Source organism: Thermopolyspora flexuosa (assembly GCF_006716785.1).
GTDB lineage: Bacteria > Actinomycetota > Actinomycetes > Streptosporangiales > Streptosporangiaceae > Thermopolyspora > Thermopolyspora flexuosa.
Genome location: NZ_VFPQ01000001.1, coordinates 4597469 through 4624388 on the forward strand (window position 1 = coordinate 4597469; position 26920 = coordinate 4624388).

The following is a 26920-nucleotide window of genomic DNA, read 5'->3' on the forward strand; positions in this document are numbered from 1 at the left end:
CGACCAGGGAGACAACGCGGCGAGCCGGCCCTCGCGGACGAGAGCCGGCTCGGTGTGCCGATGGCGCCGGTCAGATGGCGGGGATGACGTCGAAGGAGACGAGGCCGATGATCACCAGGCCGAGGATGACGCGGTAGACCACGAACGGGGTGAACCGGTTGGTGCTGATGAACTTCAGGAACCAGGCGATCACCGCGTAGCCGACGACGAAGGAGACGATCGTGGCGAGGATGGTCGGGCCCCACGCCGGGGTCTGGTCGCCGCCGATCTCCGCCAGCTCGAAGAAGCCGGACATGAGCACGGCCGGGATGGCGAGCAGGAACGAGTACCGGGCCGCCTCCTCACGCCGGTAGCCGAGCAGCAGGCCGGCGCTGATCGTGCCGCCGGAGCGGGACACGCCGGGGATGAGGGCGAGCGACTGGGCGAAGCCGTACCCGAGCGCGTGCGGGAGGTTGAGGTCGGCGTTGAGGGTGCGCTGGTTGCGCGCGATCCGGTCGGCGACCGCGAGCAGCAGGCCGAACACGATCAGGCTGGTGCCGACGAGGCGCAGGTCGCGCAGCGCGGTCTCGATCGTCTCCTTGAAGGTGAGGCCGAGCACGCCGATCGGGATGCTGCCCGCGATCACGTACCAGCCCATGCGGGCCGCGGGCTCGGAGCGCAGCTTCGGCGTCCACAGCGACCGGGTCCAGGTCGAGATGATGTTCCAGATGTCCTTGCGGAAGTAGACGAGCACGGCCGACTCGGTGCCGAGCTGGGTCACCGCGGTGAAGGCCGCGCCCGGGTCCTCCCAGCCGGCGAACGCCGACACCACGCGGATGTGCGCGCTGGACGAGATCGGCAGGAACTCCGTGAGCCCCTGCACCAGCCCCAGCAGCAAACCCTCGAACCAGCCGATCACGCCTCGACACCTTCCGGAACGCAGGACCGCAAGGCCCGTCGGGGAAGACGTGAACGGCTTGCGGCCTTGACCTGGACACGGGTGGAGTACGGCACGCGGCGATCGCGCCGCGCGCCCGCCCCCGCAGGGGGCCGGTTTCGGCTCTCCCGCTCAGGCGAGGTTAGCGGAGTTTTCGACCGTCCGTCGCGCGCTCGCGCTCCCCCGCGGGAGGCCAGAACGATCAATACCAGGTCATGGGCCGCGAACCGAAACCGCGGCCGGGCGGTCCCGGCGGGCGGGGAGCCGGACGGGCCGCCCGCCGGGACCCGCGAGACCGCGGCGCGGCCGTGCCACGCCGCCGCGGCGGCGCCGTGCCGTACCGGATCAGCGGCCCCGGGGCCCGGTACGGCACGGCCCGGCGGCCGTACCCCTGCCGTCCCTCGTCAACGGCAGCGGCGCTCCGGCCCGGCTCCCCCGCCGGGCGGCGGTCCGACGCCGGGCCGCGCGGCCCGCGCCACGCCCTCGGCGCACGCGTTCACCGCGGTCACTGGAGGGCGTCGAGGGCTACGGCCACGGCGATGACGAGCCGGCGGTCGAGGCGGTGGTCGTCGATGCGCACCCGGTAGCGGCCGTGCAGGCCCCGGCGGCGTTCCACGCTGAAGCCGATGTGCGCGCCCACCGAGAAGTCGAAGTGGTACGGCAGCCGGCCGGAGAGGACCCCGGACCGGCGCAGCAGGGAGACGGCCACGTTGCGTTCCCGGCCGGTGAAGGTGGGCAGGCCGGGCTGCTGGAAGTGCCAGGTGGCGCGCAGCGCGGGACCGGCGCCCTTGCGGAAGTAGCCGATCGGCCGGTCGTTCTCGTCCACCACGTCGTAGCCGATCCCGGGCTCGTTCGCCTTCCGGGCCCTGAAGGCGGCGAGCACCCGGTCGCGTGACGCGTCGGTGTAGAGCGTGACCTGTTCCCGGAACGTCAACGGCTTCTCCTCGGCGAAGGCGACGACCTCTCCTTCGGAGCCGTCGTGCTCCTCGACGTGCACCTCGTACCGGTTCACCGGCAGGGTGAGCTTCTGGCGAACGAGCAGCCGCCGCTGGCTCTGAAGGACGACCAATTCCATCAATCTCTCCATCGAGCGGGGGGTTATAGCTAATGACTGCCCGAATATGGCGAAAATGCCACGTGGTCGTCCATGGCGAAGATCAACAATCCGGTTCGCCCGCCACGGCGGGGGAGGCGCGGCGGCGCAGGGGGCCCAATACGCCGATCCATGAAGATCGTTATACGGGGTCGAGGGCGTCGTGCGGAGGGCGGGTACCCGCAGGTCGTAACGTGTGTCGTATCGTGTCCCAGGAACGTCACACGCCCCGATCAATGACGTCCCTGAGAACCCGCTGAATCCCGGGACGCGGGACCCGACCGTGAGTGAGCATATTTCACATGGAAGAACGGCCCCTGCTGCTGCTCGACGTGGACGGCGTGCTCAACCCGCTCGGCAGACAGGTCCGCGGCTTCCGGCGTTACGAGGTGACCGTCGGCGGGACGGTCTACACCGTTTTTCTCCACCGGGATCACGGCGCGAAGCTGCTCCGGCTGGCGGAGGAGACGGGGGCCGCGCTGACCTGGGCGACCACGTGGGAGCACCTGGCGAACGAGTGGATCGCCCCGCGCATCGGCCTGCCCTCCCTCCCGGTGGTGGAGCTCGCCGGGGCGGAGCCCGTGGCCGACGGCATGTCCGCGAAGACCCCGCACGTGGCCGGTTTCGTCAAAGGCCGGCCGTTCGTGTGGTTCGACGACGCATTGGGGCCGGAGGACGAGCGATATCTGGAGAACCACCCGGACGTCGGTGAGTTCCTGCTGATTCAGGTCGACCACCGGCACGGGCTCACCGACGAACACCTCGACCGCGCCCGCGACTGGCTGTCCCGCTTCGGCCCGGAAAAAGACGACGCGATTCCCGGGCAATAACGGGGGCAGTGGGGTCGGCGAAAGTGACCGCCGAGCCTACGGAGAGCGGGAAGCATGTATCGGTCGCGCAAGCACAGGATCCTTGGCGGCGTATGCGGGGGCATCGCCGAGAGTCTCGGCTGGTCCCCGACCGTGGTCCGGATTCTGTTCGTGATCTCGATGATCCTGATCCCCGGATCGCAGCTGATCGTTTATCCGATCCTGTGGATCATCCTCCCCAAGCGCCCCGCGGAATGGTACGCCGAGGCGCCGGCGCACGGCGGATACCCCCGATAGGAACGCACCGGGCGGCCGTGGGTGCGTATCGGCCGATGCACCGCGTACGGCCCGCCGCCGGCGGCCCGCCGGGCACATGTCGTGGCCGGTGGACACGGGTGCCGTGCCGTACCGCCCGCCCGGTCCCGTGGTGCGTGACCTCGTTTAGGCTTTCCTGACGGGAGTCGGCCCAGAAGGCCGGCGTCCGGAAGGAGCAGAACCATGCGCGCACGCCCTCTCACCCTGATCCAGGACGATCTGGTGGAGTACGAGCAGGCCATGGAGCGCATGTCGAGCCTGGTCGAGGCCCGCCAGCGGGACGAGCGCCCGGACACGATCTGGCTGCTCAGCCATCCGCCGGTGTACACCGTCGGCAAGCGCACCAGGCCCGAGCACCTGCCCGACCCCTCGCACGGCATCCCGGTGGTGCCGACCGGGCGGGGCGGCCAGCTCACCTACCACGGGCCGGGCCAGCTCGTCGGCTATCTCATCGTGAAGCTCCGCCAGGGCGAGGGCGTGGTCGACTACATCCGCGAGGTCGAGCTGCGCCTCGTCGCCGCGCTGGAGAAGCTGGGCCTGCCCGCCGAGCGCCGGGACACCCCGGAGGGGTCGGAGCTGCTCACCGGCGTGTGGACCAAGGAGACCGGCCGCAAGATCGTGTCGATCGGGATGCGCGCGAGCAAGGGCGTCACCAGCCACGGCTTCGCGCTGAACGTGGACGGCGACCTGTCGCCGTGGACGTACGCCGTGCCGTGCGGCATGCCGGACGTGCAGATGACCTCGATCGCCAACGAGATGGGCGACGCGGCCCCGGACATGGCCGCGGTGCGCGAGGCGGTCGCCGACGCGTTCGAGGCCACGGCCTGACCCACCCGGGCGGAAGGCGGCGGCGCCGCGGGCCGTACGGCCCGCCCGCCGCACAGTGAGCCGCACGGTGAACGGGCCGATCGCGGCCCCGGAGGCGGGGCGCCGGCGATCGGCCCGTCGAGCGTGCTCGCGGCGTGGGGTCAGGCGAGGTGGTCCGCGGCCTCCTCCCGCAGCAGTCCGTACATCACCTTGTCGCGCCAGGTGCCGTTGAGGAAGACCGCCCCGCGCAGCACCCCCTCGCGCTTGAACCCGACGCGCTCCAGCACCTTCTGCTCGGCGATGTTCGCCACGTCGGACAGCGCCTCCAGGCGGTGCGCGGTGGTGAACCGGAACAGGTGGTCGACGAGCCAGCGGTGCGCCGCCGTACCGAGGCCCTTGCCGCGGTACTCCGGCAGCAGCGCCAGGCCGACCTGGTAGCACACGCCCCGTGGGCCGCCCCGGTGCTGCTCCCGCCAGCTCGCCACGCCGGCCACCGTGCCGTCGGAGAGCACCACGGCGAGCGCGGTCGACTCCGGGCTGATGTAGCCGTCACGCTCCCACCGTTTCCGCCGGGCACGGGCGTCCATGAAGCCCGGCCACTCGAACGGTCCCAGCGCCTCCGGATCCGTGGACAGACGGTCGAGGAAGGGGAGATCGAACTCCTGGAAGGCACGGAACATCAGCCTGTCCTCCACGGGAAACCTCCACGCCGCCATTGGGAGTGATCTCATCCGAATGGTGTGATGTTAGGGGTCGGCGTGGCCGCATCCGGCCACTTCGCGGATGTATACGCGGCCGGAGGCCCGGAGGGACGCGGTTCGCGCCGCGCGGGTGCGCGGAAGGTTACCCGGCGACCGTGGCGGGCGGGAGTTCGTCGCGGGTGGGCAGCCCCTGCCAGTGGCTCGGGCTGGCGACCGTGTACGCGGCGAGGGCGACGCCGCGGCGCAGCCGGGCGGCCGGGTGCAGCTCCTCCAGCAGGGCGCTGAGGTATCCGGCGACGAACGAGGCGCCCGCGCCACCCGGGTCCACCACGGTGACCGGCGCCGCCGGGGCGTCGTACCGGATGCCGCCGACGGTCGCGCTCGCCCCCTTGCCGCCCCGGGTGACCACGATCTCGGGCACGGTGCTCAGCGCCGTGTCGATCAGCTCGAGCTCGTCGGCGTTCACGAACAGCACGTCGGCCGACTTGGCCAGCTCGGTGAGGGTCTCCTTCGCCTCCCGGTGGTCCGGCCACAGGTCCGGCCGGTGGGCGACGTCGACCGATACCGTCACCCCGGCGTCGGCGGCGAGCTTGATCGCGTGGTGCACGGCGCTCCACGCGGTGCCGCTCACCGCCGCGGTGATGCCGGTGACGTGCAGGACCCGCGCGGACCGCACCACGTCCACGGGCACGTCCGCGGGTGACAGCCGCGACCCGGCCGACCGGGCGCGGTAGTGCACGGTGCGCCGTACCCGGCCCACCCGCCGCTGCCGCAGGATGAGCCCGGTCCCGGCGGACGTGTCCACCCGCGCGTGGGAGACGTCCACACCCTCGCCCCGCAGTACGGCGAGCACCCGTGCGCCGATCTCGTCGTCGCCGACCCGTCCCACCCAGGTCGCGCTGTGTCCGAGCCGCGCCATGCCGATCGCTGTGGTGAGTTCCGGCCCGGCGACGTCAAGCCGGGCGGTCAAGTCGTGGCGTAACCGATCGGCGGAGACGACGCCGAGCGCCTCGCCGAGCGTGACGACCTCTGTCATGACGTTCTTTCAGCCTCCGCCGGAGGCTCTGCCGCCTCCGCGCCGAAAGCATGACAGAAAGTGACCGCTGGTCACAAACACGGTCGTCACGCAAGGTGTCCACAGGTCACACCCCTCCCGGCGGGGGTGTGAGCGTGCGGCGGGCGGCCCCGCGCACGCGATAGCCCGGGCCGGTCCCGACTACGGGTGGCCCGGGCCGTGCCGGCGCGCTCAGGCGGCGAGGGCGTCGAGCGTGGCCTCGCAGAACGCCTTCAGGTCGTCCGGTCCGCGGCTGGTGATGAGCTTGCCGGGGCCGTTCTCGTCGACCACGACCTCCTCGTCCACCCAGGTCGCGCCCGCGTTGCGCAGGTCGGTCTGCACGCTCGGCCAGGACGTGACGGTACGGCCGCGCACCACGTCGGCCTCGATGAGCGTCCACGCGGCGTGGCAGATCGACGCGACCGGCTTGCCGGACTCGACGAACTCGCGCACGAACCGTACGGCCTCCGGCCGGGTGCGCAGGTGGTCGGGGTTGGCGACGCCGCCCGGCAGGACCAGGCCGTCGAAGTCCTGCACGGACACCTCGCCGACGACGCCGTCGACCGGGAAGGTGTCCCCCTTGTCCAGGTGCCGGAACGCGGTGATCTGCCCGGGCTCGGTGGAGATCAGCCTGGGCGTGCCACCGGCGTCCCGCACCGCCCGCCACGGCTCGGTGAGCTCGACCTGCTCGGTGCCCTCGGGCGCGGCCAGGAACGCGATCGTCTTGCCGTTGAGGCTCATGTCTCCCCTTTCGCCGGACGCCCGCACGCGGTCGCGGGTCCCGGCCCGCGAGCCCTCGGGGAGCCTCGGGGTGCCCGCCGCCGCGGCCCGGACCCGGCGTGCCGGTCGTCCGTGCTCGATGTGGCTCGGTGTGCGGTTGCCGCCGTGCTTGGTGCGTGTCGCGGGACCACGAGCGGCCCGAGAGCCCGCCTGCCCGGGCTGGCGGGATCTATGCGGCAGCCGGGCGGCGCCTTCGGTACGGCACCGCGGCGGCGGCGACGGCACGCCGTACCGTCCGGTAATCGCGAATCCGTTGCGGTAAACGCGGATCCCGGAGGGATGTAAGACGCGAATCACGCGAACGTCTCGGAACACCACTGAATGCCCGCATGCGTCACGAAAACCGTGGCGCCGGGGGCCGCCGCAGGCCGCCCCGCAGGGCACGAAATCCGAGGTGGCCGCGGTCGATCGCCCGGGTTCGCCCGGATGATGATCATCAGGTTTCCGTCGCGTGGGATCACCTTTTGGACACGATGCGGCGTGCCGCTCGCGTCGTTATGCCCTTTGCAAAGAATGGGAAAACAAGGACACTTCTTCTGCGGGTGGGGGGCTGGCTTTCGCCTGCGCAAACGGGGGAGGCACGGAAGGCGTTGACCGGCACTTCTGGTCACACCGGGCCGCCGATGAGCCTGGAGGGGGTCGAGCATGCGCTCAGGCGGCGGCGGGACGAGCGTGACCGGATCGCGGGTGATCTGCTCGACCTGGAGGCACACCACGGCCACCGGCTGCTCAGGGGCGCCGAGCTCGACGGGGAGACGCACCGCCGGTGGGCCGAGGCCCGGGAACGCCTCGCCGCGCTGTGGGTGGTGTTCGACGCCTACCGGCGCGTCGTCGACGAGGCGGAACGGCTGCGCGCCGCGTCGCCGCGGCCCGGGCCGGAGACGCTCGCCGAGCTGACCGCGCTGCTCACCGGGCCCTCGGTGGTGCTCAAGCCCGAGGACGTGCCGGTGGAGCGGCGCTCGCTGGTGCGGATCACCGCCGAGCGCATCACCCTCGACGAGGCCGTCGCCCGCATGGACGCGGCCTACCGGGAGGTCGCCCGGACCGTGGCCGCGGCCGACGAGGCGTGGACCGCGCTGCTGCCGCGGCTCGACGAGGCCGAGGCGGCCCGGAACGCGGCCGAGCGGCTGCTCGCCGAGCTCGGCGGCGCCGACGGCGAGCTGGAACGGCTCGGCCGCGAGCTCGCCGCGCTGCGCGGCCGGGTACGCGGCGACCCGCTGTCCTTCGCCGCAGGCGGCCGGATCGACACCGGCCCGCTGGAGCGCCTCGCCGCCGCGCTCGCCGCCCGCCGGGACCACCTGGAGAAGGCCCTGCGCGTCCGGGACGGCTTCGCGGCACGGGCCGGCGAGCTGGCGGACCGCGTCGCCGCGGTGCGCGCCGCGGAGCAGGAGGCCCGCGCGGCCCGCGACCGCGTCCTCGTCAGGATCACCGATCCGGTGCTGCCGCACCTGCCCGACCAGGCCCCCGCGCTCGCCGGCCGGCTCGCCGGCCTCGCCGCGCTGCGCGACGGCGGCGACTGGATCGCGCTGGCCCGCGCCGCCGACGAGCTGGAGCGCGCCGCGGGCGACGCGCTGCGGCAGGCCCGGGAGGCGACCAAGGCCATCAACGAGCTGCTGGAACGGCGCGACGAGCTGCGCGGCCGGCTGGAGGCGTTCCGGGCGAAGGCGCTGCGCCAGGGCCTCGCCGAGCACCCCGAGCTGCTCCGGCTCTTCCGGCAGGCCCACGACCTGCTGTGGACGGCCCCCTGCGACCTTCGCCAGGCGACCCGCGCGGTCTCGGGCTACCAGCGGGCACTACGAGAGATCGGAGCGGACTGATGGACCAGTGCTCCTACCCCGGCTGCACCGGCACCGTGGTGGACGGCTACTGCGACACCTGCGGCATGGCGCCGCCCCGGCCGAGCCAGGCGTCCCAGCCGTCCGCGGGCGGCTCCCTCGGCGGCGCCCCCGCCCCGGCCGTTCAGTCCGCCCCGGCGGCCCCGGCCGCTCAATCCGCCCCGGCGGCTCCGGCCGCGCCCTTCCCGCCTCCGCCGCCGTCACCGCCCACCGGACCCGCGCCGTTCCCCTCGGTGCCGTCCACCCCGGCGGGGGCCGCGATGTTCCCGTCCGCCCCGTCCACGCCGGTCGGGTCGGCCCCGTTCCCCTCCGCGCCGTTCACCGCGCCCGGCAGCCACCCCAGCGGCCGGGGGCGCGGCAGCTCGAGCACCCGGTCGCGGCGCGGCATGCTCGGCGCGGGCCTGGTCGAGGTGCCGCCGGTGCCGTACCGGGACCCCTCGCAGGTGGTGATGCGGAACCCGCAGGTGCCGGAGGAGAAGCGGTTCTGCAACAACCCGCAGTGCGGCAAGCCGGTCGGCCGCACCCGGGGCGACCGGCCGGGCCGTACCGAGGGGTTCTGCCCGCACTGCGGCACCCGGTTCTCGTTCACCCCCAAGCTGCGCGAGGGCGAGCTGGTCGCCGGGCAGTACGAGGTGAAGGGCTGCCTGGCGCACGGCGGCCTCGGCTGGATCTACCTCGCCGCCGACCGCAACCTCGACGGCCGCTGGGTGGTGCTCAAGGGCCTGCTCGACACGATGGACGCCGAGGCGCTCGCCGCGGCCGAGGCCGAGCGCCGGTTCCTCATCGGCGTCGACCACCCGAACATCGTCAAGATCATCAACTTCGTGCAGCACCCCGACCCCGTGACGCGGTCGATGGTCGGCTACATCGTCATGGAGTACGTCGGCGGCGAGTCGCTGCAGGACATGCTGCGGCGGCGGCTGCGCGAGTCCGGCAACACCGAGGCGCTGCCGCTCACCCACGCCATCGCGTACGCGCTGGAGATCCTGCGGGCGTTCGCCTACCTGCACGACCGCGGCCTGCTCTACTGCGACCTCAAGCCCGCGAACGTCATCCAGGTCGAGGAGCAGCTCAAGCTGATCGACCTCGGCGCGGTCCGGCGCATCGACGACATGGACAGCGCGATCTACGGCACGATCGGCTACCAGGCGCCGGAGATCGCCACGGACGGGCCGTCGATCAGCTCCGACCTGTACACGGTCGGGCGCACGCTCGCCGTGCTGAGCTTCCCGTTCAGCCCGGCGACCCGGGACCAGGCCACGCCGCTGCCCCCGCCGGAGCAGGTGCCGGTGCTGCAGCGGTACGACTCGTTCCACCGGTTCCTGCTGCGCGCCACCCACCCGCGGCCGGAGCTGCGGTTCCAGGACGCCGCCGAGATGGCCGACCAGCTGCGCGGCGTGCTGCGCGAGGTGAAGGCCGACGAGGACGGCCGGCCGTACCCGGCGCTGTCCGGGCTGTTCGGCCCGGAGCGCACCGCGGCCGGGACCGCGCTCGCCCCGGAGGACTCCGGCAGCGTGTTCGCCACGCCCGCCCCGGGCGAGTTCGTGTCCGCGCTGCCGGTGCCGCTCGTCGACCCGGGCGACCCGGCGGCCTCGTTCCTCGCCGGGCTCACCGCGCGCAACCCCGGCGAGCTGGCCGACGTGCTGCGGCAGGCGCCGGTGGTGTCGCCGGAGACCGACCTCGCGCTCGCCCGGGTGCTGATCGAGCAGGGCAACGGCGCGGAGGCGGACGCGCCGCTCACCCGGGTGGCGCAGGAGCGGCCCTGGGACTGGCGGCCCCACTGGTACCGCGGGGTGCTCGCGCTCGCCTCCGGCGACCCCGCGGAGGCGGTGCGGATCTTCGACGAGCTGTACGGCCGCATGCCCGGCGAGGAGGCGACCAAGCTCGCGCTGGCGTTCGCCCGCGAGCGGGCCGGGGACTTCGCCGGGGCGGCGCGGCTGTACGGGACGGTGTGGCGTACCGACACCTCGTACGTGAGCGCGGCGTTCGGGCTCGCCCGCACCCGGCTGGCGGGCGGCGACCCGGCCGGGGCCACCGGTGTCCTCGACCAGGTGCCGGTCGCCTCCACGCACCGGGTCGCGGCGCAGCTCGCCACGGTGGCGATCGCGGTGCGCGGCCAGGACCCGGCCCGGCTCTCCGCGGACGCGCTGCTGCTCGCCGGGCACCGGCTGGAGCAGATCGGGCTCGATGCGATCCGGTTCAACCGGATGGCGGCCGAGGTGCTGCGGGCCGCGCTCGCCTGGCTCGGCAAGGGCGCGGCCACGTCGGTGAACGGCGCCACGCTGCTCGGCGCGCCGTTCACCGAGGTCGGCATCCGGCGCAGGCTGGAACAGACCTACCGGGCGCTGGCCCGGGCGTCACACGACCCGGACGAGCGGCACGAGCTGATCGACCGGGCGAACGCGGTACGGCCGAGGACGTGGATCTGATGGCGGCGATCTGTCCGGTGTGCTCGCTGGAAGGGCTGCCCGGCGAGAGGTTCTGCGAGGAGTGCGGCACGCCCCTCGGCGCGACGCTGTGCGCCTCCTGCGGCGCGGGCGCGGTCGACGCCGACGGGTACTGCGGGCGGTGCGGCGTGCGGCAGCCCACCGGGCGGGACCACGCCGAGATCGAGCTGACCGCCGGGGCGGTCCGGGTGGCCGGGGTGAGCGACCGCGGCCTGCGGCACAGCCACAACGAGGACGCGATGGCCCTCACCGTCACCGCCGTGCCCGCCGGGCCGTACGCGGCGGTCCCGGCCGGTACGGGCGATCCGGTGGCGGGCCCGGCCGGGTGGCAGGGCGGCCGGGACGCGTTCCCTCCCCCCGCGGCGGGCGGTACGCCGGGCGGGGCCGGGCACGCGGTCGTCGGGGTGGTGTGCGACGGGGTGTCGACCTCGCCGCGGCCGGAGGAGGCGTCGCAGACCGCGGCCGACACCGCCGCGGCGGTGCTCGCCGAGCGGCTGGCGGCCGGGGCCGACGCGGTGGCGGCGACCTACCAGGCCGTGGCGGCGGCGGCCGGGGCGGTGGCCGGGCTCGCGGACTCGCTGTTCGACGCCCCGGCCTGCACCCTGGTGTCGGCGGTGGTGGACCCCCGGCACGTGACGGTCGGCTGGGTGGGCGACAGCCGGGCCTACTGGCTGTCCGGGCCGGGCAGCGCGCTGCTCACCCAGGACGACGCCGGGCCGGGCCACGTGCTCACCGCGTGGCTCGGCGCGGACGCCGGCGAGGTCGTCCCGCACGTGCGCAGCTTCGCCCCCGAGGGTCCCGGGGTGGTGCTGGTCTGCTCGGACGGCCTGTGGAACTACTACCCCGACCCCCTGGCGCTCGCCCAGGCCGTGCCCGACGCCGCCGCCGACCCCCTGGCCGCGGCCCGGACCCTGGTCGAGCTGGCGCTCCAGGCGGGCGGGCGCGACAACATCACGGTGCTGGTGATCCCGTTCACAGGAAGGCGGTGACATGAGCGGGCGACCCCACCCGCGGCGTCTCGGCCGGCCCGGCCCGGTACGGCCCGGCCGCCCGCTCGTGGCGACCGAGAAGGAGGCGGCATGACCGAGCAGGCCCAGTTCACGATCCGCGTCGACCAGAACAAGTACCTCCCGGTGGGCGGCTCGGAGGTGCACGCGATCGTGACCGTGGAGGCGACCGGCCCGCTGGAAACGGTCGCGCAGCACGCCCAGGCCGCCGAGGTGATCATCATCGACACCTCGACCTCGATGGCGACCGAGCGGATCGGCGAGGCCCGCAAGGCCGCGATGGCCGCGATCGACACGCTCCGCGACGGCGTGCACTTCGCGATCATCGCGGGCACGACCAAGGCCACGATGGTCTACCCGAGCCGCAAGGAGATGGCGACGATGAACGCCGAGACGCGGCAGGCCGCCAAGAACGCGGTGAGCGGGCTCATCGCGGACGGCGGCACCGCGATCGGTACCTGGCTCCGCCTCGCCGCCGACCTGTTCGACCCGTACCAGGGCGCGGTCCGGCACGCCATCCTGCTCACCGACGGGCACAACCAGCACGAGAGCGCCGCCCAGCTCGACGCCGCGCTCGCCTACTGCCAGGGCAAGTTCGTCTGCGACTGCCGCGGGGTCGGCACCGGGTGGGAGGTCGCCGAGCTGCGCAAGATCGCCTCCACGCTGCTCGGCACGGTGCAGGACATCCCGGACGCCAAGGACCTGGAGGCGGACTTCCGGGCGATGGCGCAGCAGGCGATGGGCAAGGCCGTCGCCGACGTGGCGCTGCGCATCTGGACCCCGCAGACCGCCAAGATCAGGTTCGTGAAGCAGGTCTCGCCGACGCTCGAGGACCTCACCGGCCGCCGCGTCGACTCCGGCCCGCAGTCCGGCGACTACCCCACCGGCGCGTGGGGCCGCGAGGTGCGCGAGTACCACGTGTGCATCGAGGTCACCCCGGGCGGCATCGGCCAGGAGATGCGGGCCGGCTGGGTGAAGCTGGTGCAGCCCGACACCGGCATGCAGCTCGCCGCGGGCAACATCCTCGCCACGTGGACCGACGACCCGGCGCAGTCCACCCGGATCAACCCCCGGGTCGCCCACTACACCGGCCAGGCCGAGCTGGCGAGCCTCATCCAGGAGGGCCTGCAGGCGCACCGGGAGCACGACTTCGCCACCGCCACCGCGCGGCTCGGCCGGGCCCGGCGGCTCGCCGAGGAGTCCGGCAACGAGGCCACGGCGAAGCTGCTCGACCGGGTGCTCGACTACGACCGGGCCACCGGCACCGTACGGCTCAAGCCGCACATCGACCGGGCGTCGGAGATCGCGCTCGACGTCGGGTCGGTCCGCACCGTCCGCACCCGCAGAGACCCCGACCAGGGTTGAGTAAGGAGTTCGCATGCCCATCTGCCCCTCGGGCCACGACTCGGGCTCGGCCGACTACTGCGACGTGTGCGGCCTCGCGATCACCGGCGGCCAGGCGCCCGCCACCGTGGCGGGCCCGGCGCACTCGGCGGCCGTCGCCGGGGCGCCCCCGGCCGCCGCCGCGCCCTCGCCCGCGTCGGGGCCCGCCGTACCGCAGGGCGCGAGCGGCCAGGAGGTGTGCCCCGAGCCCGGCTGCGGCACGCCGCGCGCCGGCCGGTTCTGCGAGGTGTGCGGCTACGACTTCGCCACCGGCACGCCGGGCTTCGGCCCGGTCAACACCGACTTCGGGCCGCCCCCGACGAGCTCCCCGCCCGGCGGGTACGGCCCGCACACCGGCGGCTACCCACCCCCCGGCTACGGCCCGCCCCCGGGCGCGCCGTACCCGCCGTCCGGATACGGCCCGCCCCCGGGCCACGCCCCCTACCCCGGCGCCCCCACCCCTCCGGGACCCGGCACGGCCGCCCCAGCCCCCCACGGGTACGGCACGGCCGCCCACCCCGGCTACGGCCATCCGAGCGGGCAGCCGATCGGCCCCCACGGCGCCCCGCCCCCCGGCCCCGGCCCGGCCACCGGCATGCCGCCGGGCGCACCTCCGGGCGCGCCGTACACCGGCTGGCACGTCGTGGTCGCGGCCGACCGGCAGTACTTCGACTCGGTCATCGCCCAGGGCGGCCCGGACGCGGCGAAGATCGTCTTCCCGCCGTACTGCCCCGAACGGGTCATCCCGCTCGTCGGCGGCCAGGTGCGGATCGGGCGGCGCAGCCGGTCCCGCGGGCTCCACCCCGAGATCGACCTGAGCGGGCCGCCGGAGGACCCCGGCGTGTCCCACCTGCACGCGATCCTCGTGGCGCAGCCCGACGGCTCCTGGGCGCTGGTCGACCCCGGCTCGGCGAACGGAACAAAGATCAACGATGCACCCGACCCCATCGCCACGAACGTCCCGGTTCCGCTATCCGACGGCGACCGCATCTACGTGGGCGCCTGGACCGTCATCGTGCTGCGCAAGGGGTGAGCGGAGCGTGCCGACGGTGGAGGAGTCGCCATGACGATGCCGCTTCCGAGCCCGGCGCAGACGGCGCAGCCGAACGCGCCCGCCGCGCCCGCGCCGCCCGCGGCCCCGCCCGCGCCCGCCACCTCGGCCACGCCGCCCGCCCGCGGCCTCCTGCCGCGGCTGCCCCGGCTGCCGCGCCGGCTGCGGCTGCGCACCGTGCCCGCCCGCATCCGCGCGTGGACGGCGCTGACGGTCGTCGCCGTGCTGGCACTGTTCGGCGTCACCTGGACGGCGATCGACGACGCCACCGAGGGCCTGCGCGTGATCGGGCGGACCGACGGGCCGCAGGTGGTGGCGACCGGCGACCTGTACTACGCGCTCAGCAACATGGACACCCAGGTCGCCAACATCCTGCTCCTCGGCAGGAACCAGATCGGCGGCGGCCGGGAGGAGGCGCTCCGGCGCTACGAGGAGAGCCGCAACGAGGCCGGGCGGGCCCTGCTCCAGGCCGCCGACCTCGCCGACGACGCCGCCGAGCGGCGCACCGTGCGGGAGCTGCTCAACGGGCTGAGCGAGTACGAGCGGCTCGCCGCCGAGGCGATGCTGCTCAGCAACCGGGAGTACGTCCTCGGGGACGCGCCGGACTCGGCGGTCGTCCGCTACCGCGCGGCCACCAAGCTCATGCGGCTCAGCCTGCTGCCCAAGGCGTACAACCTCACGCTGGAGAGCGGGTCGAACGTGCGCCGCACGTACGAGGAGCAGCACTCGGCGGTGCGCAACGGCCGCCTCGCCGTGGTCGTCCTCGGGGTGGTGACCCTCGGTCTCCTCGTCGGCCTGCAGGTCTACCTCGCCCACCGGTTCCGGCGCATCCTCAACCCGGCGCTGCTCGCCGCCACCGTGGCGCTCACCGTGCTCGTCGGCCTCGCCATGGGCCTGCTGGAACGGGCGGCCGAGGACATGCGCGTCGCCAAGGAGAAGGGATTCAACTCGATGCTCGCGCTGTCGCGGGCGCGGGCGATCAGCAACAGCATGCACGGCGACCAGAGCCGCTACCTGCTCGACCGCCAGGAGGCGGACACCTACGCGCAGGTGTACCTCGACAAGGCGCAGTCGGTGCTGTACACCCCCGCGGGCAACCTCAACACCTACTACCAGGGGCTGAGCAAGGCGGCCCGCGAGTACCCGGGCAAGGCGGACTTCCTCGGCTTCTTCGGCGCCGAGGCGAAGATCGCCGACGACAAGGACGTACGCGACGCCCTCGCCGAGACGATCAAGCGGTACGACGGCTTCCAGCAGCAGGACCGCCAGCTCCGCGCGTCCGGCCGGGTCGAGCACCTGATGAACGACGTGGCCGAGCGCTTCCGGGAGTACGACGACGCGCTGGTCCAACTCACCAGGATCCACCGCCGCACCTTCGACGCGGCGATCGCGGACGGCTACGCCGCCGTCAACGGCTGGAACTACGCGCTCCCCGGCACGATCGCCGCCGTCGTGGCGCTGATCTTCGTCGGGGTACGGCCCCGCCTCGTGGAATACCGCTGACGACGAACGGGAGATTGCGATGCGAGCAAGGATCGCCCTCGCCGGGCTGGCCGTACTGGCCCTGACGGCGGCGGGGTGCGGTGCGGGCGGCGACGAGTCCTCGATCGTCGGCAAGGAGTCCCTGGTGATCGGGGTCAAGCCCGACCAGCCCGGCCTCGGGCTGAAGAAGCGCGACGGCGTCTACGAGGGCTTCGACGTGGACGTGGCCAAGGCGATCGTCGGCCACCTGAAGGGCGCCGGCCTTCTCCCGGAGGACGTCACCGTGCGGTTCATGGACGCCCCGTCGTCGGATCGGGAGAAGCTGCTCCAGTCCCGCAAGGTGGACTTCATCGTCGCCTCCTACTCGATCACGCCGGAGCGCAAGACCAAGGTCGCCTTCGCCGGGCCGTACTACGTCGCCCACCAGGACATCCTGGTGCGGCAGAACCAGACCGGGATCCGGAACGTCCGCGACCTGGCCGGCCGGCGGCTGTGCGCGGTGGACGGCTCGAACTCCGACGACCGGGTGCAGAAGGAACGGGGAATCCCGATCACACCCGTGCAGTCGGCCTCCTACAGCGAGTGCATCGAGAAGCTGAAGAACAACGAGGTCGACGCGGTCTCCACCGACGACCTCATCCTCGCCGGCTTCGCCGCCCAACCGGACAACCGGAACCTGCGGGTGGTCAACGCCCGCTTCACCGACGAGCGGTACGGCGTCGGCATCCACAAGACCGACATCGAGGGCTGCGAGGCCATCAACAAGGCGATCACCACGCTCTACCAGAACGGCACCATCCCCAAGCTCCTGAACAAGTGGTTCGGCGGCACCGGCCTCAACCTGCAGGACGCCACCAGCGTCCCCCAGTTCGAAGGCTGCGACTGACCCCAGGCGGCTGGGCGACCTGACCAGCGGGTCGCGCAGCCGCCCGCCGTACCTCAAGCACTGTCCCTGGCCTCCCACTCGCCTGACCGGCCTGTTTTCCCGGTACGGCCCGCTCGCCGTGAGCGAAGAACGGTCTTCGCGATTCGCGAGCGGAACACCCGGTCGAGTGAGTATCGTGAACATGCCTTTACCCAGCGTTACCATCCGGTTGGGCTGCGTCACGGCAGCGAACGGGAGGCACCGGTGCGCTTCATCTCCGAGCACGTCGACCCGGCACGATCCCCCTGGCACCTGCTCGGCGCCGAACTCCGCCACCAGCGCGAGCAGGTCCACCGCCTCAGCCTGCGCGAGGTCGCCCGCCAGGTCTACTGCGACGACGGCGACCTGTCCAAATGGGAACGCGCCATCACCCGCCCCCACCCCGACAACATCCGGCGACTCGACGATTTCTACGGCGCCGGAGGCCGAATTATGGCCCTGCACGCACTTGCCGTAGAGCTGGAACGCCTGCGTACCCTGGTCAAAGAAGGCACGGCCGGAAAGGAGGCCGCCACGGAACGCCGCCAGGTATTACGGCTCGCCGCGGTAGGCGCCGGAATCGGCGCGCTCGGCATCCCTGGCGAAACCCTCCGCCAGGCGATCGCCGCCTCCTACGCGGGAGATTTCCGCACCATCGCCGCCTGGCATAGAGCCTGCGCCGATCACCTGTACGCGCTGCACACCCGCCCACCCGCACAGGTCGCCGCCGATCTCCTTATCGACCTTTTCATCGTGAAGCGGCAAAGAGAGGTCTCGTCACCGGCCGAGACGGTCGAGCTGGAGGGAGTGAGTGCTACCCTCGCCGGCCTGCAGGCGAACGTGCTGTCCCGTCTGGGCGACCACGGCGCCGCCCTGCGCTGGTGGCACACCGCACGCCAGGCCGCCGACGCCTCCGGTGACCGCGACCTGCAGGTTCTTGTCCGCGCCGAGGAAGCTGTCCACGGCGTGTACGGCCAACGCGACCCGCAATCCGTGCTCGACATCATCGACGAGGCCCAACGGCTACACGGCCCCGCCAAACCTTCCGTCGCCCTGCTGTCCACCCAGGCCAAAGCGCTGTCGGCGCTCGGAAAGCACGACCAGGCCCAGAAAACCCTCGAGTCCCTTCTCGACGCCGCCGACAAAGGCGTAACTCCCGACCCGCTCGGTTTCTGGTCACCCAGCAAGATCTATTTCGCCCAAAGCTGGGTCTATTCGGCCATGGGAGACGAAGCAAAAGCGGCCAAGATCCGCGATCAGGTACTATCCCATACCCGCGGCTATCAATATCGCGCCAACGTTCACCTCCACGAGGCTCTGTCCATGGTGGTGAACGGCGGAACAACCGAAGGAGTACGCCGCGCAGCCGAAGTCATCGACTCGATCAAACCCGCCTACCGCACCCAACACATTCGCCACACTGCCCAAATGGTCCTGGACGCCGTCCCCCTGGAGCACCAGGACCGCCCGGGCGTCGCCGAACTCCGCGAGCTCCTTCACTACCAGCCCGCCACGTAGTCCTAGCAGAAAGACCTGAGGAGCCACCGGCCGCTCATCACCATGAAAGGGCTTTCTCAAGGGAGAACCGCATGGGCTAGGCGGGGGCATGCTGCCGTACTCAAATCACGGCACCTTGCAGGAGACCGACGGTTCTCAGCATCGTCTTTGCTCGCCGAGAGCGAAGAACGGTCTTAGCGATTCGCGAGCGGAACACCCGGTCGAGTGAGTATCGTGAACACGCCTTTACTCAGCGTTACCATCCGGTTGGGCTGCGTCACGGCAGCGAACGGGAGGCACCGGTGCGCTTCATCTCCGAGCACGTCGACCCGGCACGATCCCCCTGGCACCTGCTCGGCGCCGAACTCCGCCACCAGCGCGAGCAGGTCCACCGCCTCAGCCTGCGCGAGGTCGCCCGCCAGGTCTACTGCGACGACGGCGACCTGTCCAAATGGGAACGCGCCATCACCCGCCCCCACCCCGACAACATCCGGCGACTCGACGATTTCTACGGCGCCGGAGGCCGAATTATGGCCCTGCACGCACTTGCCGTAGAGCTGGAACGCCTGCGTACCCTGGTCAAAGAAGGCACGGCCGGAAAGGAGGCCGCCACGGAACGCCGCCAGGTATTACGGCTCGCCGCGGTAGGCGCCGGAATCGGCGCACTCGGCATCCCTGGCGAAACCCTCCGCCAGGGCATCGCCATCTCCTACGCGAATGATTTTCGCACCATCGCCGAGTGGACGAACGCCTGTACTGATCATTTGTACGCGTTGCACAACCATCCACCCGCACAGGTCGCCGCCAACCTTCTTATCGATCTGTTCACCGTCAAGCGGCAGAAGGAGGCATCCTCACCGGCCGAGACGGTCGAACTGGACGCGGTGACCGCCGCGCTCGCCGGCATGCAGGCCAACCTCCTCACCCGCCTGGGCGACCACGGCGCGGCACTGCGCTGGTGGCACACGGCCCGCCAGGCCGCCGACGCGTCCGGCAACCTCGAGATCCGCGTCCTGGTCCGCGCCGAGCAAGCCCGCCACGGCGTGTACGGCCAGCGCGACCCGCAAACCGTGCTCAACATCATCGAGGACGCCCAACGGCTCCTAGGTCCTTCGCGGCCCTCCGTCGATCTGCTGACCACAAAGGCCAAGGCGTTGGCGGTGTTGGGCAGGCACGACGAGGCCCAGAAGACTTTGAACACCGTTCTCGACGTCGCGGACAAGGGCGTCACACCAGACCCTCTCGGCTTCTGGTCAGAGGCCAAGCTCTACTTCGCCCACAGCTGGGTCTACGCGCTGATGGGCGAAGAAGCGAAAGCGGATGAGGCTCGCGATCACGTGCGCACCCACGCCCGCGGCTACCAATACCGCACAAACGTCCAACTCCACGAGGCTCTCTCAACGGTCGTAAACGGTGGGACAGTCGAAGGAGTGCGCCGCGCGGCCGAAATCATCGATGCCGTCAAACCCGCTTACCGCACACAACACATTCGCCACACCGGCCAAATGGTTTTGAACGCCGTACCGCTGACGCACCACGACCACCCGGCCGTCGCCGAACTCCGCGAGCTTCTTCATTACCAGCCCCCACGTAGTCCTAACAGAAAGACCTGAGGAGCCACCGGCCGCTCATCACCATGAGCGGGCTGTCTCAAGGATGACGAGAACCGCACATGGGCTAGGCGGGGTCTGCTGCCGTACTCAAACCACGGCACCTTGCAGGAGACTGACGGTTCTCAGCATCGTCTTTGTTGCTGGTCGAGCCCCTCTCAAGGGCGATGAGGACGTGGCGCAGCCTGCCCGGGTCGATGATCTCGCCGTGTTGCGCCCCCCTCTCAGGGGCAATGAGGACTCGGGGCCTGCAAGGCCGGGGTCGGGGTGCCGGACATGTTGCGACCCCTCTCAGGGGTGATGAGGACCGTTTTCGCCCTCTGACCCATTCACGACCACCCACAACTGTTGCGCCCCCTCTCAGGGGCGATGAGGACGCGAGGACACCTGGTGCCTGGACAAGGAGACCGCCGCGTTGCGACCCCTCTCAGGGGCGATGAGGACCCGACGGTAAAGTCGCAGGTGGAGGGTCTGTTGATCAAGGCCGAGAAGGGCCGTTTTGCAGTGAACCTCCGGTAGTGCAGCAGCCCCGGGAGGTTCGCTGCAAGTTACGGTCAGTCAGAATCATGGGTGGCTAGAGGATGCTGCCCGGATGGGTTGGGCGACTCACCATCGTAGTGGCCAGGGTCATGCCGGAGGCCGAGGCCAGCCCAACCATCTGGACACCTTCGCGTGGTCCAGCACCGCGAAGCGGATAGACGGGTGGCAAGACCGCGCGGCCACCGGACCCTACCGAAAATTCGCGCCCACGGCCGGTACATCACCAGCCAGCCCGGCTGCCTGCTTGTGCTAAGCCCGGCGGTCGTGCTCGCGGTCGAGGACGAGGCGGGCGAGCTGGACGCGGGAGTGGAGGCCGAGTTTGCGGAAGACCTGGCGTAGGTGGAAGGCGACCGTGTGGGCGCTGATGAAGAGGCGGTCGGCGATCTGGCGGTTGGTGTGGCCTTCGGCGACGAGCCGGGCGATGGCGCGTTCGGTGTCGGTGAGGCTGTCCCAGCCGGACACGGGGCGGTCGGCCTGGGACCAGTGGCGGCGGCGGACGCCGAGGCGGCGCAGCCTGCGGCGGACCCGGGCGGTGTCGCGGGTGGCTCCGGCCTCCTGGTAGGCGGCGAGGGCGCGGAGCAGGGCGGTGATGCCGCCGTTGCGGTCGCCGGAGGCGGCGAGGGCGGCGCCGAGGTCTTCGGCCGCCGAGGCGCGGGCCCAGCGGTCGGGGGCCTCGTCCTCGGCGCAGGCGAGGGCGGCCAGGTCTGACGCGAGGAGGCCGCGGGTGTGGGCGGCGGCGGACCGGGCGCAGGGGAAGTCCGGGTTGTCGCGGGCGAGGCGGTCGGCCGCGGCGGCCACGTGGGCGGCACGGGCGCGGTCGCCCGCGGCGAGCGCGAGCCGTACCAGCCAGGCAGCGGCGCCGGGCTCGCCGAACAGCGGCCAGCGGTTCTCGTCCAGGCTCGCGATGAGGTCCGTGACGAGGGTGAACGCGCGCTCCGGGCCTTCCCGGGCCTCGGTGAGGCGGGCGGCGAGCAGCCGGAGCCGGAGGGTGGCGTGCGTGGCCGGGTGCGGTACGTCGCCGGACGCGGGGAGGCAGGCGGCAGCGGCCCGCAGGTCGCCTTTGCGCAGCTCCGCGGCGCACCGTACGGCGAGGGCGGCCGGGGCGAAGAGGTGCGGGGGTGGTGGGAGGCCGTCGGACGGAAGCGGGGCTTCCGAGGCAGGGTGAGGTTCCGGAGCCGGGGCAAGCTCGTCGGTGCCGTTGCCATCACCGCCGGACCGCTCGGGTCCGTCCGGTACGGCCGGCGCGGTCTCGGGCGGCAGTGAAGAGAGCTGGGAGTGGCCGTTCGCAGTGGGCATGCCATCGTGTCCTGTGACGCGGCTCGACACGGCGTCGCGAGGCACGGTGCTCGCCGGGGATCGGCGGGTGCGGCCGAGTACGGCGTCGGCGGCGGCCATGGCCTTATCGAGGTGGCCCGTGGCGAGGGCGAGGCGGGCGTGCAGGGCGGCGACGGCGGGCCGCCACGGCGCGTCGGCGAGGGTGTCGATCGCGTGGGCGGTCTCGCGGAGGACGGCCCTCGCCTCGTCGTGGTGGCCGAGGTCGGTGAGCATCTCGGCGAGGACGAGGCCGGGGTGGAGGCCGCGGGTGGGGGCGGCGCTCGCGCGGCGGACCGCGGCCCGGGCGTGGGCGAGGGCGTCGGCGAGGCGGCCGCGGTTCCATTCGGTGATGGCGAGGGTGGTGAGGGCGGTCACCAGGACGGTGTGGTCGTGCCGGTCCTCGTCGGCGAGCACGGCCTCGGCGTGGTGGCGTGCCGCCCGGTCGCCGCCCCGGGCGACGGTCGCGTCGAGCAGGGCGCGCAGCGCGCGGTCGCGCACGTCGCCGGTGAGGCCGGCGGCGTCGGCGTCGCGGAGCGCGGCCTCGGCGTGGTGGAGGGCCGCCTCCGCCTGGCCGCGCAGATAGACAACGTGCGAGTACGCCGCGGCGAGCCCGGCCCGGGCGGCGGGGGGCAGCGGCTCGGCGAGGGCGGTCTCGGCGAGGTGGGCGGCCTCGGCGAGCCGTCCGGCGGCGGTGGCGGCCTCGACGGCGGCGAGGGCGCGGTCGGGGCGGCGCGGGTCGGCGTGGGCCGTCAGTTCGAAGGCCCGTACGGCGAGCCCGGCCGCGGCGGCCGGGGAGGCGGGCAGGATGCGGGCCACGGCCGCGTCGAGGCAGGCGAGGGCGTGGTGGTCGCCGTGCCGTACGCCGAGGGCGAGGTGGCGGGCGGCCTCGGCGGGTGGGCCGCCGCCGGCGATGAGGTGTTCGCCGACCTGGCGGTGGAGGGCGTGGCGGACCGGGCCGGGCAGGGCGGCGAGGATGGCCCGCCGTACCAGCTCGTGGCGGAAGCCGATGGCGTCGCCGTACGGCGCGAGCAGCCCGGCACCGAGCGCCTCCTCCAGGGCGGGCAGCAGCGCGGCGGGGGTCGTGCCGAGCAGACCGCCCACGTCCTCGGGGGTGAAGGGGCGGCCGAGCACGGCGGCCAGCTCGACCAGGTGGCGGGCGTCGCGGCCGAGCCGGGCGAGGCGTTCCCGCGCGAAGCGGCCGAGCCGTTCGGGCGGGCGGGCCGAGCGGGGGCGGGCGTCGCCGCCGGTGAGGTCGAGGGCGTTGTCGTCGCGCAGCCCGGCGAGCAGGTCGACGACGAGGCGCGGGTTGCCGCCCGCGCCCGCGACCAGGTCGAGCAGGGCCGGGCCGGGTGGCGCACCGGCGGCGTCCGCGGCCACCTGGGCGATCGCGTCGGGCGGCAGCGGGGCGAGCTCCAGGCGGCGGGCGCCGGCCCGTTCCAGCGCGGCGAACAGGCGGCCGGCCCCGCGGTCGTCCTGCGGCGAGCGGGCGAGCAGCCAGGCGACGCGGCGGTGCGCGAGGCGGCCGTGCAGGGTGCGGATCGCCATGAGCGTCCCGGGGTCGGCGAAGTGCAGGTCGTCGAGGGCGACGAGCACCGGGCGGGCGGCGGCGCGCTCCTCCAGTACGGCGCGCAGCCGGTCGGCCAGCCCCGCCTCCGGCTCGTCCCCGGCCACGGGTACGCCGAGGGCGGCGACGAGCGGGGCGAGCGGCACGAGCTCGCCGAGTTCCTCGGCCGCCGCGCAAGTGACCGTGAAGCCGCGGGCGCGGGCGTGCCCGGCGGCCTCGGCGAGCAGGCGGCTCTTGCCCACGCCGGGCTCGCCGTCCACGAGCAGTGCCCCGGCCCGGCCGTCCTCGACCCGGCGCAGCAGGTCGAGGACGGCACGCCATTCACGGTCGCGTCCGCGCACCGGCCCTCCCCCTGGACGACAGGTGGTGCGGGGACCCGCCGGGTCAACGGCGGCCCCGGTTCCTCCCCACCCTGCCCAGGGCCGCCCACCCCTACCGTCCGCGCACCGTCAGGTCGGTTCGATCTCCGCCAACCCGCGGTCGGACCCCGGTAAAACCGGCCCGCCGTACCCCTCGGGCGTGGCGGCGCGGGGCGCCAAGAACCACCCGAGTTGAGGATGTGGCCCGCGGCGGGGCGGGCGAAGGTCGTAAGGGGCGTCGTTACGGGTGCACGCCCCGGCGGGACGACCGGCCCGCGAGGCCGGCCGACCGCCCGGACACGTCTTTGGGGGGACACAGGATGACCATGCTGACCCGCCGCCATGGCCGCGCGGACATCACACCGCTCTCGCCGTTCCGCGAGTTCCAGGACCTGTACGACCGGCTCGACCGGCTGATCAGCGCGACCATGGGCGAGATGGTGTTCCCGCGGGAGACGACGACCCCGTGGGTGCCGTTCGCCGACGTGTGCGAGACCGAGGACAGCTTCGTCGTCGAGGCCGATCTCCCCGGCGTGACCAGGGACCAGATCGACGTGCAGCTCACCGACCGGGAGTTGATCATCACGGGCGAGGTCAAGGAGGAGGAGCGGGACGCCCGGATGCACCGCCGTACCCGCCGCACCGGGGAGTTCGAGTTCCGCACGATGCTGCCCGGCGAGATCAACGCCGACCAGGTGGACGCGAAGCTGCGCGACGGCGTGCTCACGGTCACGATCCCCAAGGCCCAGGCCGCCAAGCCACGTCACATCCAGGTGTCCACCTGAGGCCGTCCGGCCCGGTCAGCGGGCCGTCACCAGCGGTTGCGCCGGCTCCGCGCCGGGGCCGGCGCCGACAGAGGAGAAGCCATGCCCGCGCCGTCGATCGACGCCATCCTGCAGAACTACCAGCCCGTCGAGACCTACCGCAGCTACGCGCAGGCGCAGCGGGCGGTGGACTACCTGTCCGACCACGGGTTCCCCGTCGCCGGGACCCTGATCATGGGGGTCGACCTGCGCACCGTCGAACGCGTCCTGGGACGCCTCACCTACCTGCGGGCGGCGGCGCGGGGCGCGGTCGGCGGGGCCTGGTTCGGCCTGCTGCTCGGCCTGTTCCTCGGGCTCTTCACCCGGGGGCCCCTCCCGCTGGTCGCCCTCGTGCTGTGGGGCCTGGTCTGGGGTGCGATCGCCGGGGCGATCTTCGGCCTGATCTCGCACGCGATGACCGGCGGCGAGCGCGACTTCGTGTCCACCAGCTCGCTCGCCGCCGAGCGGTACGAGGTGCTCGTGCAGAACGACCAGGTGGCGAGGGCCCACGAGCTGCTGACCGGGCTGCGCGGCGGCTGACCAGTCCGGATCACGGCCCGCGCGTGCCGTGATCACGCAGACCCCGGTCGCCCGCCGCCCCGTCTCCGGCACCGGGGCCGGTGCGGGCGGCCGGGCCGTACCGGACGGACACCAGGACACCGGCGAAGGGGCGGCCGCACCGCGAGGCAACGAGGGGGAGGACGATGGCCAGAGCAGTCGGCATCGATCTCGGTACGACGAACTCCGTGATCGCCGCGACCGAGGACGGCCACGCGACCGTGGTGCCGAACGCGGAGGGGGCGCGCACCACCCCGTCGGTGGTCGCGTTCACCGAGCAGGGGGAACGGCTGGTCGGGCAGCTCGCCCGGCGGCAGGCGATCCTCAACCCGAAGGGCACCGTCTACTCGGCCAAGCGGTTCATCGGGCGGCGCTTCGACGAGATCGCCAGCGAGCGCAACGCGGTGTCGTTCGACGTGGTCGAGGGGCCCGACGGGTCGGTACGGTTCGACATCCGCGGGCGGAAGTACGCACCGGAGGAGATCTCCGCGCTCGTGCTGCGCAAGCTCGTGGCCGACGCCTCCCGGTTCCTCGGCGAGAAGGTCACCGAGGCGGTGATCACCGTCCCGGCGTACTTCAACGACGCCCAGCGGCAGGCCACCAAGGACGCCGGGCGCATCGCCGGCCTGGAGGTGCTGCGGATCATCAACGAGCCGACCGCGGCCGCGCTCGCCTACGGGCTCGACAAGAAGGCGAACGAGACCGTCCTCGTCTTCGACCTCGGCGGCGGCACCTTCGACGTGAGCATCCTCGACATCGGCGACGGCGTGGTCGAGGTGCGCGCCACCAGCGGCGACACCCACCTCGGCGGCGACGACTTCGACCGGCGCATCGTCGACTACCTCGCCGACGAGTTCCAGCGCGAGCACGGCATCGACCTGCGGCAGGACCCGCAGGCGCTGCAGCGGCTGTTCGAGGCGGCCGAGAAGGCGAAGGTCGAGCTGTCGTCGGTGGCGCAGACCCAGGTGAGCCTGCCGTTCATCACCGCCGACGCCACCGGGCCCAAGCACCTCAACACCACGCTCATGCGCTCCACGTTCGAGCAGATCACCGCCGACCTGGTGGAACGCTGCCGCGGCCCGGTCGAGCAGGCGCTGCGGGACGCCCGCACCACCGCCAGCGACATCGACGAGGTGATCCTCGTCGGCGGGGCCACCCGCATGCCCGCCGTGCAGAACCTGGTACGGCGGCTCACCGGCGGCAAGGACCCGAACATGACGGTCAACCCCGACGAGGTCGTGGCGATCGGGGCGGCGATCCAGGCCGCGGTGATCCGCGGCGAGCTCAAGGACGTCGTGCTGCTCGACGTCACCCCGCTCTCGCTCGGCGTGGAGACCATGGGCGGGGTGATGACCAAGATCATCGAGCGGAACACCACGATCCCGGCCCGCCGTACCGAGATCTTCAGCACCGCCGAGGACAACCAGCAGGCGGTGGACGTGGTCGTGCTGCAGGGCGAGCGGGAGCGGGCCGCGGACAACCGGGTGCTCGGCCGGTTCCGGCTGGAGAACATCCGGCCCGCGCCGCGCGGGGTGCCGCAGATCGAGGTCACCTTCGACATCGACGCCAACGGCATCCTCGACGTCTCGGCGAAGGACAAGGACACCGGGGCCGAGCAGCGGATCACCATCAGCGGCAGCTCGAACCTCGACCGCGCCGAGATCGAGCGGATGATCGCCGACGCCGAACGCCACCAGGCCGAGGACGCCCGGCTGCGCGAGCTGATCGAGGCGCGCAACGTCCTCGACAGCGCCGCCTACCAGGTGGAACGGCGGCTGCGCGAGCTCGGCGACGCGGTGCCGGTACACGAGCGGGCCCGCGCGGACACGCTCGTCGCCGACGCCCGGCAGGCGATCAAGGAGGAGGCGCCGCTCGACCGGCTGCGTTCCCTCGCCGGCGAGCTGCAGCAGCTCTACCACGGCCTCGCCGGGATCTCGCCCGCCGCGGGCGGGCCGCCGCCCGGCGGCCCGGCCACGGGGAACGGCGGGCCGCGGCCGGGGGACGACGACGTGATCGACGCCGAGTTCACCAGCTCGGACGAGTAGCCGCAGGTACGGCGGTGCCGTACCGGCGCCGCCCCACAGCTTTGGA

General features: G+C 72.8%; 21 protein-coding genes. 15 read left to right on the plus strand and 6 right to left on the minus strand.

The annotated features are described in order from the left end of the window. Window positions 1-70: 70 nt before the first annotated feature. Window positions 71-895: an undecaprenyl-diphosphate phosphatase gene (locus tag FHX40_RS19675; protein ID WP_142261902.1), complete on the minus strand. Its 825-nt coding sequence runs from the start codon at window positions 893-895 to the stop codon at window positions 71-73. Between the two features lie 526 nt (window positions 896-1421). Next, window positions 1422-1991: an LURP-one-related family protein gene (locus tag FHX40_RS19680; RefSeq protein WP_142260995.1), complete on the minus strand. Its 570-nt coding sequence runs from the start codon at window positions 1989-1991 to the stop codon at window positions 1422-1424. 320 nt (window positions 1992-2311) lie between these two features. Here FHX40_RS19680 and FHX40_RS19685 point away from each other — a divergent pair, with 320 nt between their 5' ends. The 3 genes from FHX40_RS19685 (at window position 2312) to lipB (ending at window position 3961) form a co-directional block, all read left to right on the plus strand. After that, window positions 2312-2839, plus strand: coding sequence for an HAD domain-containing protein (locus FHX40_RS19685; protein ID WP_142260996.1), 528 nt, complete (start codon window positions 2312-2314; stop codon window positions 2837-2839). 54 nt (window positions 2840-2893) lie between these two features. Beyond that, the gene (locus FHX40_RS19690; RefSeq protein ID WP_142260997.1) at window positions 2894-3115 is read left to right on the plus strand and encodes a PspC domain-containing protein; all 222 of its coding nucleotides are present in this window, start codon (window positions 2894-2896) and stop codon (window positions 3113-3115) included. 201 nt (window positions 3116-3316) lie between these two features. Continuing rightward, window positions 3317-3961 carry a lipoyl(octanoyl) transferase LipB gene (lipB, locus tag FHX40_RS19695; protein WP_142260998.1) on the plus strand — a complete coding sequence of 215 codons (645 nt, stop codon included), beginning with the start codon at window positions 3317-3319 and terminating at the stop codon, window positions 3959-3961. 140 nt (window positions 3962-4101) lie between these two features. Here the strand turns inward: lipB and FHX40_RS19700 are convergent, their stop codons facing one another. The 3 genes from FHX40_RS19700 to FHX40_RS19710 all read right to left on the minus strand — a co-directional run bounded on the left by FHX40_RS19700 (window position 4102) and on the right by FHX40_RS19710 (window position 6436). Further along, the gene (locus FHX40_RS19700) at window positions 4102-4635 is read right to left on the minus strand and encodes a GNAT family N-acetyltransferase (RefSeq protein ID WP_211350322.1); all 534 of its coding nucleotides are present in this window, start codon (window positions 4633-4635) and stop codon (window positions 4102-4104) included. 148 nt (window positions 4636-4783) lie between these two features. After that, on the minus strand, window positions 4784-5677 hold the full coding sequence (locus FHX40_RS19705) for a sugar kinase (protein WP_142260999.1): 894 nt from the start codon (window positions 5675-5677) through the stop codon (window positions 4784-4786). A 210-nt stretch (window positions 5678-5887) separates the two neighbouring features. Further along, window positions 5888-6436: a type 1 glutamine amidotransferase domain-containing protein gene (locus FHX40_RS19710; RefSeq protein WP_142261000.1), complete on the minus strand. Its 549-nt coding sequence runs from the start codon at window positions 6434-6436 to the stop codon at window positions 5888-5890. Window positions 6437-7098: 662 nt separating this feature from the next. On the opposite strand from FHX40_RS19710, the gene FHX40_RS19715 reads away from it, so the two are divergent. The 9 genes from FHX40_RS19715 to FHX40_RS19760 all read left to right on the plus strand — a co-directional run bounded on the left by FHX40_RS19715 (window position 7099) and on the right by FHX40_RS19760 (window position 19694). Beyond that, window positions 7099-8292 carry a hypothetical protein gene (locus tag FHX40_RS19715; RefSeq protein ID WP_142261001.1) on the plus strand — a complete coding sequence of 398 codons (1194 nt, stop codon included), beginning with the start codon at window positions 7099-7101 and terminating at the stop codon, window positions 8290-8292. Next, window positions 8292-10739 (plus strand): serine/threonine-protein kinase, encoded by a 2448-nt coding sequence (locus tag FHX40_RS19720; protein ID WP_142261002.1) that lies wholly within the window; start codon window positions 8292-8294, stop codon window positions 10737-10739. The genes FHX40_RS19715 and FHX40_RS19720 overlap by 1 nt, the downstream gene beginning before the upstream one ends. After that, window positions 10739-11746: a PP2C family protein-serine/threonine phosphatase gene (locus tag FHX40_RS19725; protein ID WP_142261904.1), complete on the plus strand. Its 1008-nt coding sequence runs from the start codon at window positions 10739-10741 to the stop codon at window positions 11744-11746. Before FHX40_RS19720 ends, FHX40_RS19725 begins: the two co-directional genes overlap by 1 nt. Window positions 11747-11836: 90 nt before the next feature. Then, on the plus strand, window positions 11837-13129 hold the full coding sequence (locus tag FHX40_RS19730; RefSeq protein WP_142261003.1) for a VWA domain-containing protein: 1293 nt from the start codon (window positions 11837-11839) through the stop codon (window positions 13127-13129). Between the two features lie 13 nt (window positions 13130-13142). Beyond that, entirely contained in the window at window positions 13143-14180 is a 1038-nt protein-coding gene (locus tag FHX40_RS25910) for an FHA domain-containing protein (protein WP_142261004.1), read from the plus strand. Between the two features lie 30 nt (window positions 14181-14210). Further along, window positions 14211-15701 carry a hypothetical protein gene (locus tag FHX40_RS19745; protein ID WP_170198894.1) on the plus strand — a complete coding sequence of 497 codons (1491 nt, stop codon included), beginning with the start codon at window positions 14211-14213 and terminating at the stop codon, window positions 15699-15701. A 19-nt stretch (window positions 15702-15720) separates the two neighbouring features. Then, the gene (locus FHX40_RS19750; protein ID WP_142261006.1) at window positions 15721-16566 is read left to right on the plus strand and encodes a glutamate ABC transporter substrate-binding protein; all 846 of its coding nucleotides are present in this window, start codon (window positions 15721-15723) and stop codon (window positions 16564-16566) included. A 243-nt stretch (window positions 16567-16809) separates the two neighbouring features. Further along, window positions 16810-18102, plus strand: coding sequence for a helix-turn-helix domain-containing protein (locus FHX40_RS19755; RefSeq protein WP_170198895.1), 1293 nt, complete (start codon window positions 16810-16812; stop codon window positions 18100-18102). A 281-nt stretch (window positions 18103-18383) separates the two neighbouring features. Further along, entirely contained in the window at window positions 18384-19694 is a 1311-nt protein-coding gene (locus FHX40_RS19760) for a helix-turn-helix domain-containing protein (protein ID WP_170198896.1), read from the plus strand. Window positions 19695-20480: 786 nt separating this feature from the next. Here the strand turns inward: FHX40_RS19760 and FHX40_RS19765 are convergent. Then, window positions 20481-23450, minus strand: a complete 2970-nt coding sequence (locus FHX40_RS19765) for a helix-turn-helix transcriptional regulator (RefSeq protein ID WP_142261009.1) — start codon at window positions 23448-23450, stop codon at window positions 20481-20483. 338 nt (window positions 23451-23788) lie between these two features. On the opposite strand from FHX40_RS19765, the gene FHX40_RS19770 reads away from it, so the two are divergent. From FHX40_RS19770 to dnaK, 3 genes are all read left to right on the plus strand, one after another. Beyond that, window positions 23789-24253: an Hsp20/alpha crystallin family protein gene (locus FHX40_RS19770; protein ID WP_142261010.1), complete on the plus strand. Its 465-nt coding sequence runs from the start codon at window positions 23789-23791 to the stop codon at window positions 24251-24253. Window positions 24254-24334: 81 nt separating this feature from the next. Continuing rightward, window positions 24335-24811: a general stress protein gene (locus FHX40_RS19775; protein ID WP_142261011.1), complete on the plus strand. Its 477-nt coding sequence runs from the start codon at window positions 24335-24337 to the stop codon at window positions 24809-24811. Between the two features lie 164 nt (window positions 24812-24975). Further along, the gene (gene dnaK / locus FHX40_RS19780) at window positions 24976-26874 is read left to right on the plus strand and encodes a molecular chaperone DnaK (protein WP_142261012.1); all 1899 of its coding nucleotides are present in this window, start codon (window positions 24976-24978) and stop codon (window positions 26872-26874) included. Window positions 26875-26920: the final 46 nt, after the last annotated feature.

Excerpts from the sequence above, each read along its gene's own strand:
- FHX40_RS19720 (WP_142261002.1), top strand. The coding sequence starts at position 8,292 with ATGGACCAGTGCTCCTACCCCGGCTGCACCGGCACCGTGGTGGACGGC.
- FHX40_RS19710 (WP_142261000.1), bottom strand. The coding sequence starts at position 6,436 with ATGAGCCTCAACGGCAAGACGATCGCGTTCCTGGCCGCGCCCGAGGGC.
- FHX40_RS19750 (WP_142261006.1), top strand. The coding sequence starts at position 15,721 with ATGCGAGCAAGGATCGCCCTCGCCGGGCTGGCCGTACTGGCCCTGACG.
- FHX40_RS19705 (WP_142260999.1), bottom strand. The coding sequence starts at position 5,677 with ATGACAGAGGTCGTCACGCTCGGCGAGGCGCTCGGCGTCGTCTCCGCC.
- FHX40_RS19725 (WP_142261904.1), top strand. The coding sequence starts at position 10,739 with ATGGCGGCGATCTGTCCGGTGTGCTCGCTGGAAGGGCTGCCCGGCGAG.
- dnaK (WP_142261012.1), top strand. The coding sequence starts at position 24,976 with ATGGCCAGAGCAGTCGGCATCGATCTCGGTACGACGAACTCCGTGATC.
- FHX40_RS19690 (WP_142260997.1), top strand. The coding sequence starts at position 2,894 with ATGTATCGGTCGCGCAAGCACAGGATCCTTGGCGGCGTATGCGGGGGC.
- FHX40_RS19745 (WP_170198894.1), top strand. The coding sequence starts at position 14,211 with ATGACGATGCCGCTTCCGAGCCCGGCGCAGACGGCGCAGCCGAACGCG.
- FHX40_RS19730 (WP_142261003.1), top strand. The coding sequence starts at position 11,837 with ATGACCGAGCAGGCCCAGTTCACGATCCGCGTCGACCAGAACAAGTAC.
- FHX40_RS19770 (WP_142261010.1), top strand. The coding sequence starts at position 23,789 with ATGACCATGCTGACCCGCCGCCATGGCCGCGCGGACATCACACCGCTC.
- FHX40_RS25910 (WP_142261004.1), top strand. The coding sequence starts at position 13,143 with ATGCCCATCTGCCCCTCGGGCCACGACTCGGGCTCGGCCGACTACTGC.
- FHX40_RS19680 (WP_142260995.1), bottom strand. The coding sequence starts at position 1,991 with ATGGAATTGGTCGTCCTTCAGAGCCAGCGGCGGCTGCTCGTTCGCCAG.
- FHX40_RS19775 (WP_142261011.1), top strand. The coding sequence starts at position 24,335 with ATGCCCGCGCCGTCGATCGACGCCATCCTGCAGAACTACCAGCCCGTC.
- FHX40_RS19685 (WP_142260996.1), top strand. The coding sequence starts at position 2,312 with ATGGAAGAACGGCCCCTGCTGCTGCTCGACGTGGACGGCGTGCTCAAC.
- FHX40_RS19715 (WP_142261001.1), top strand. The coding sequence starts at position 7,099 with ATGAGCCTGGAGGGGGTCGAGCATGCGCTCAGGCGGCGGCGGGACGAG.
- lipB (WP_142260998.1), top strand. The coding sequence starts at position 3,317 with ATGCGCGCACGCCCTCTCACCCTGATCCAGGACGATCTGGTGGAGTAC.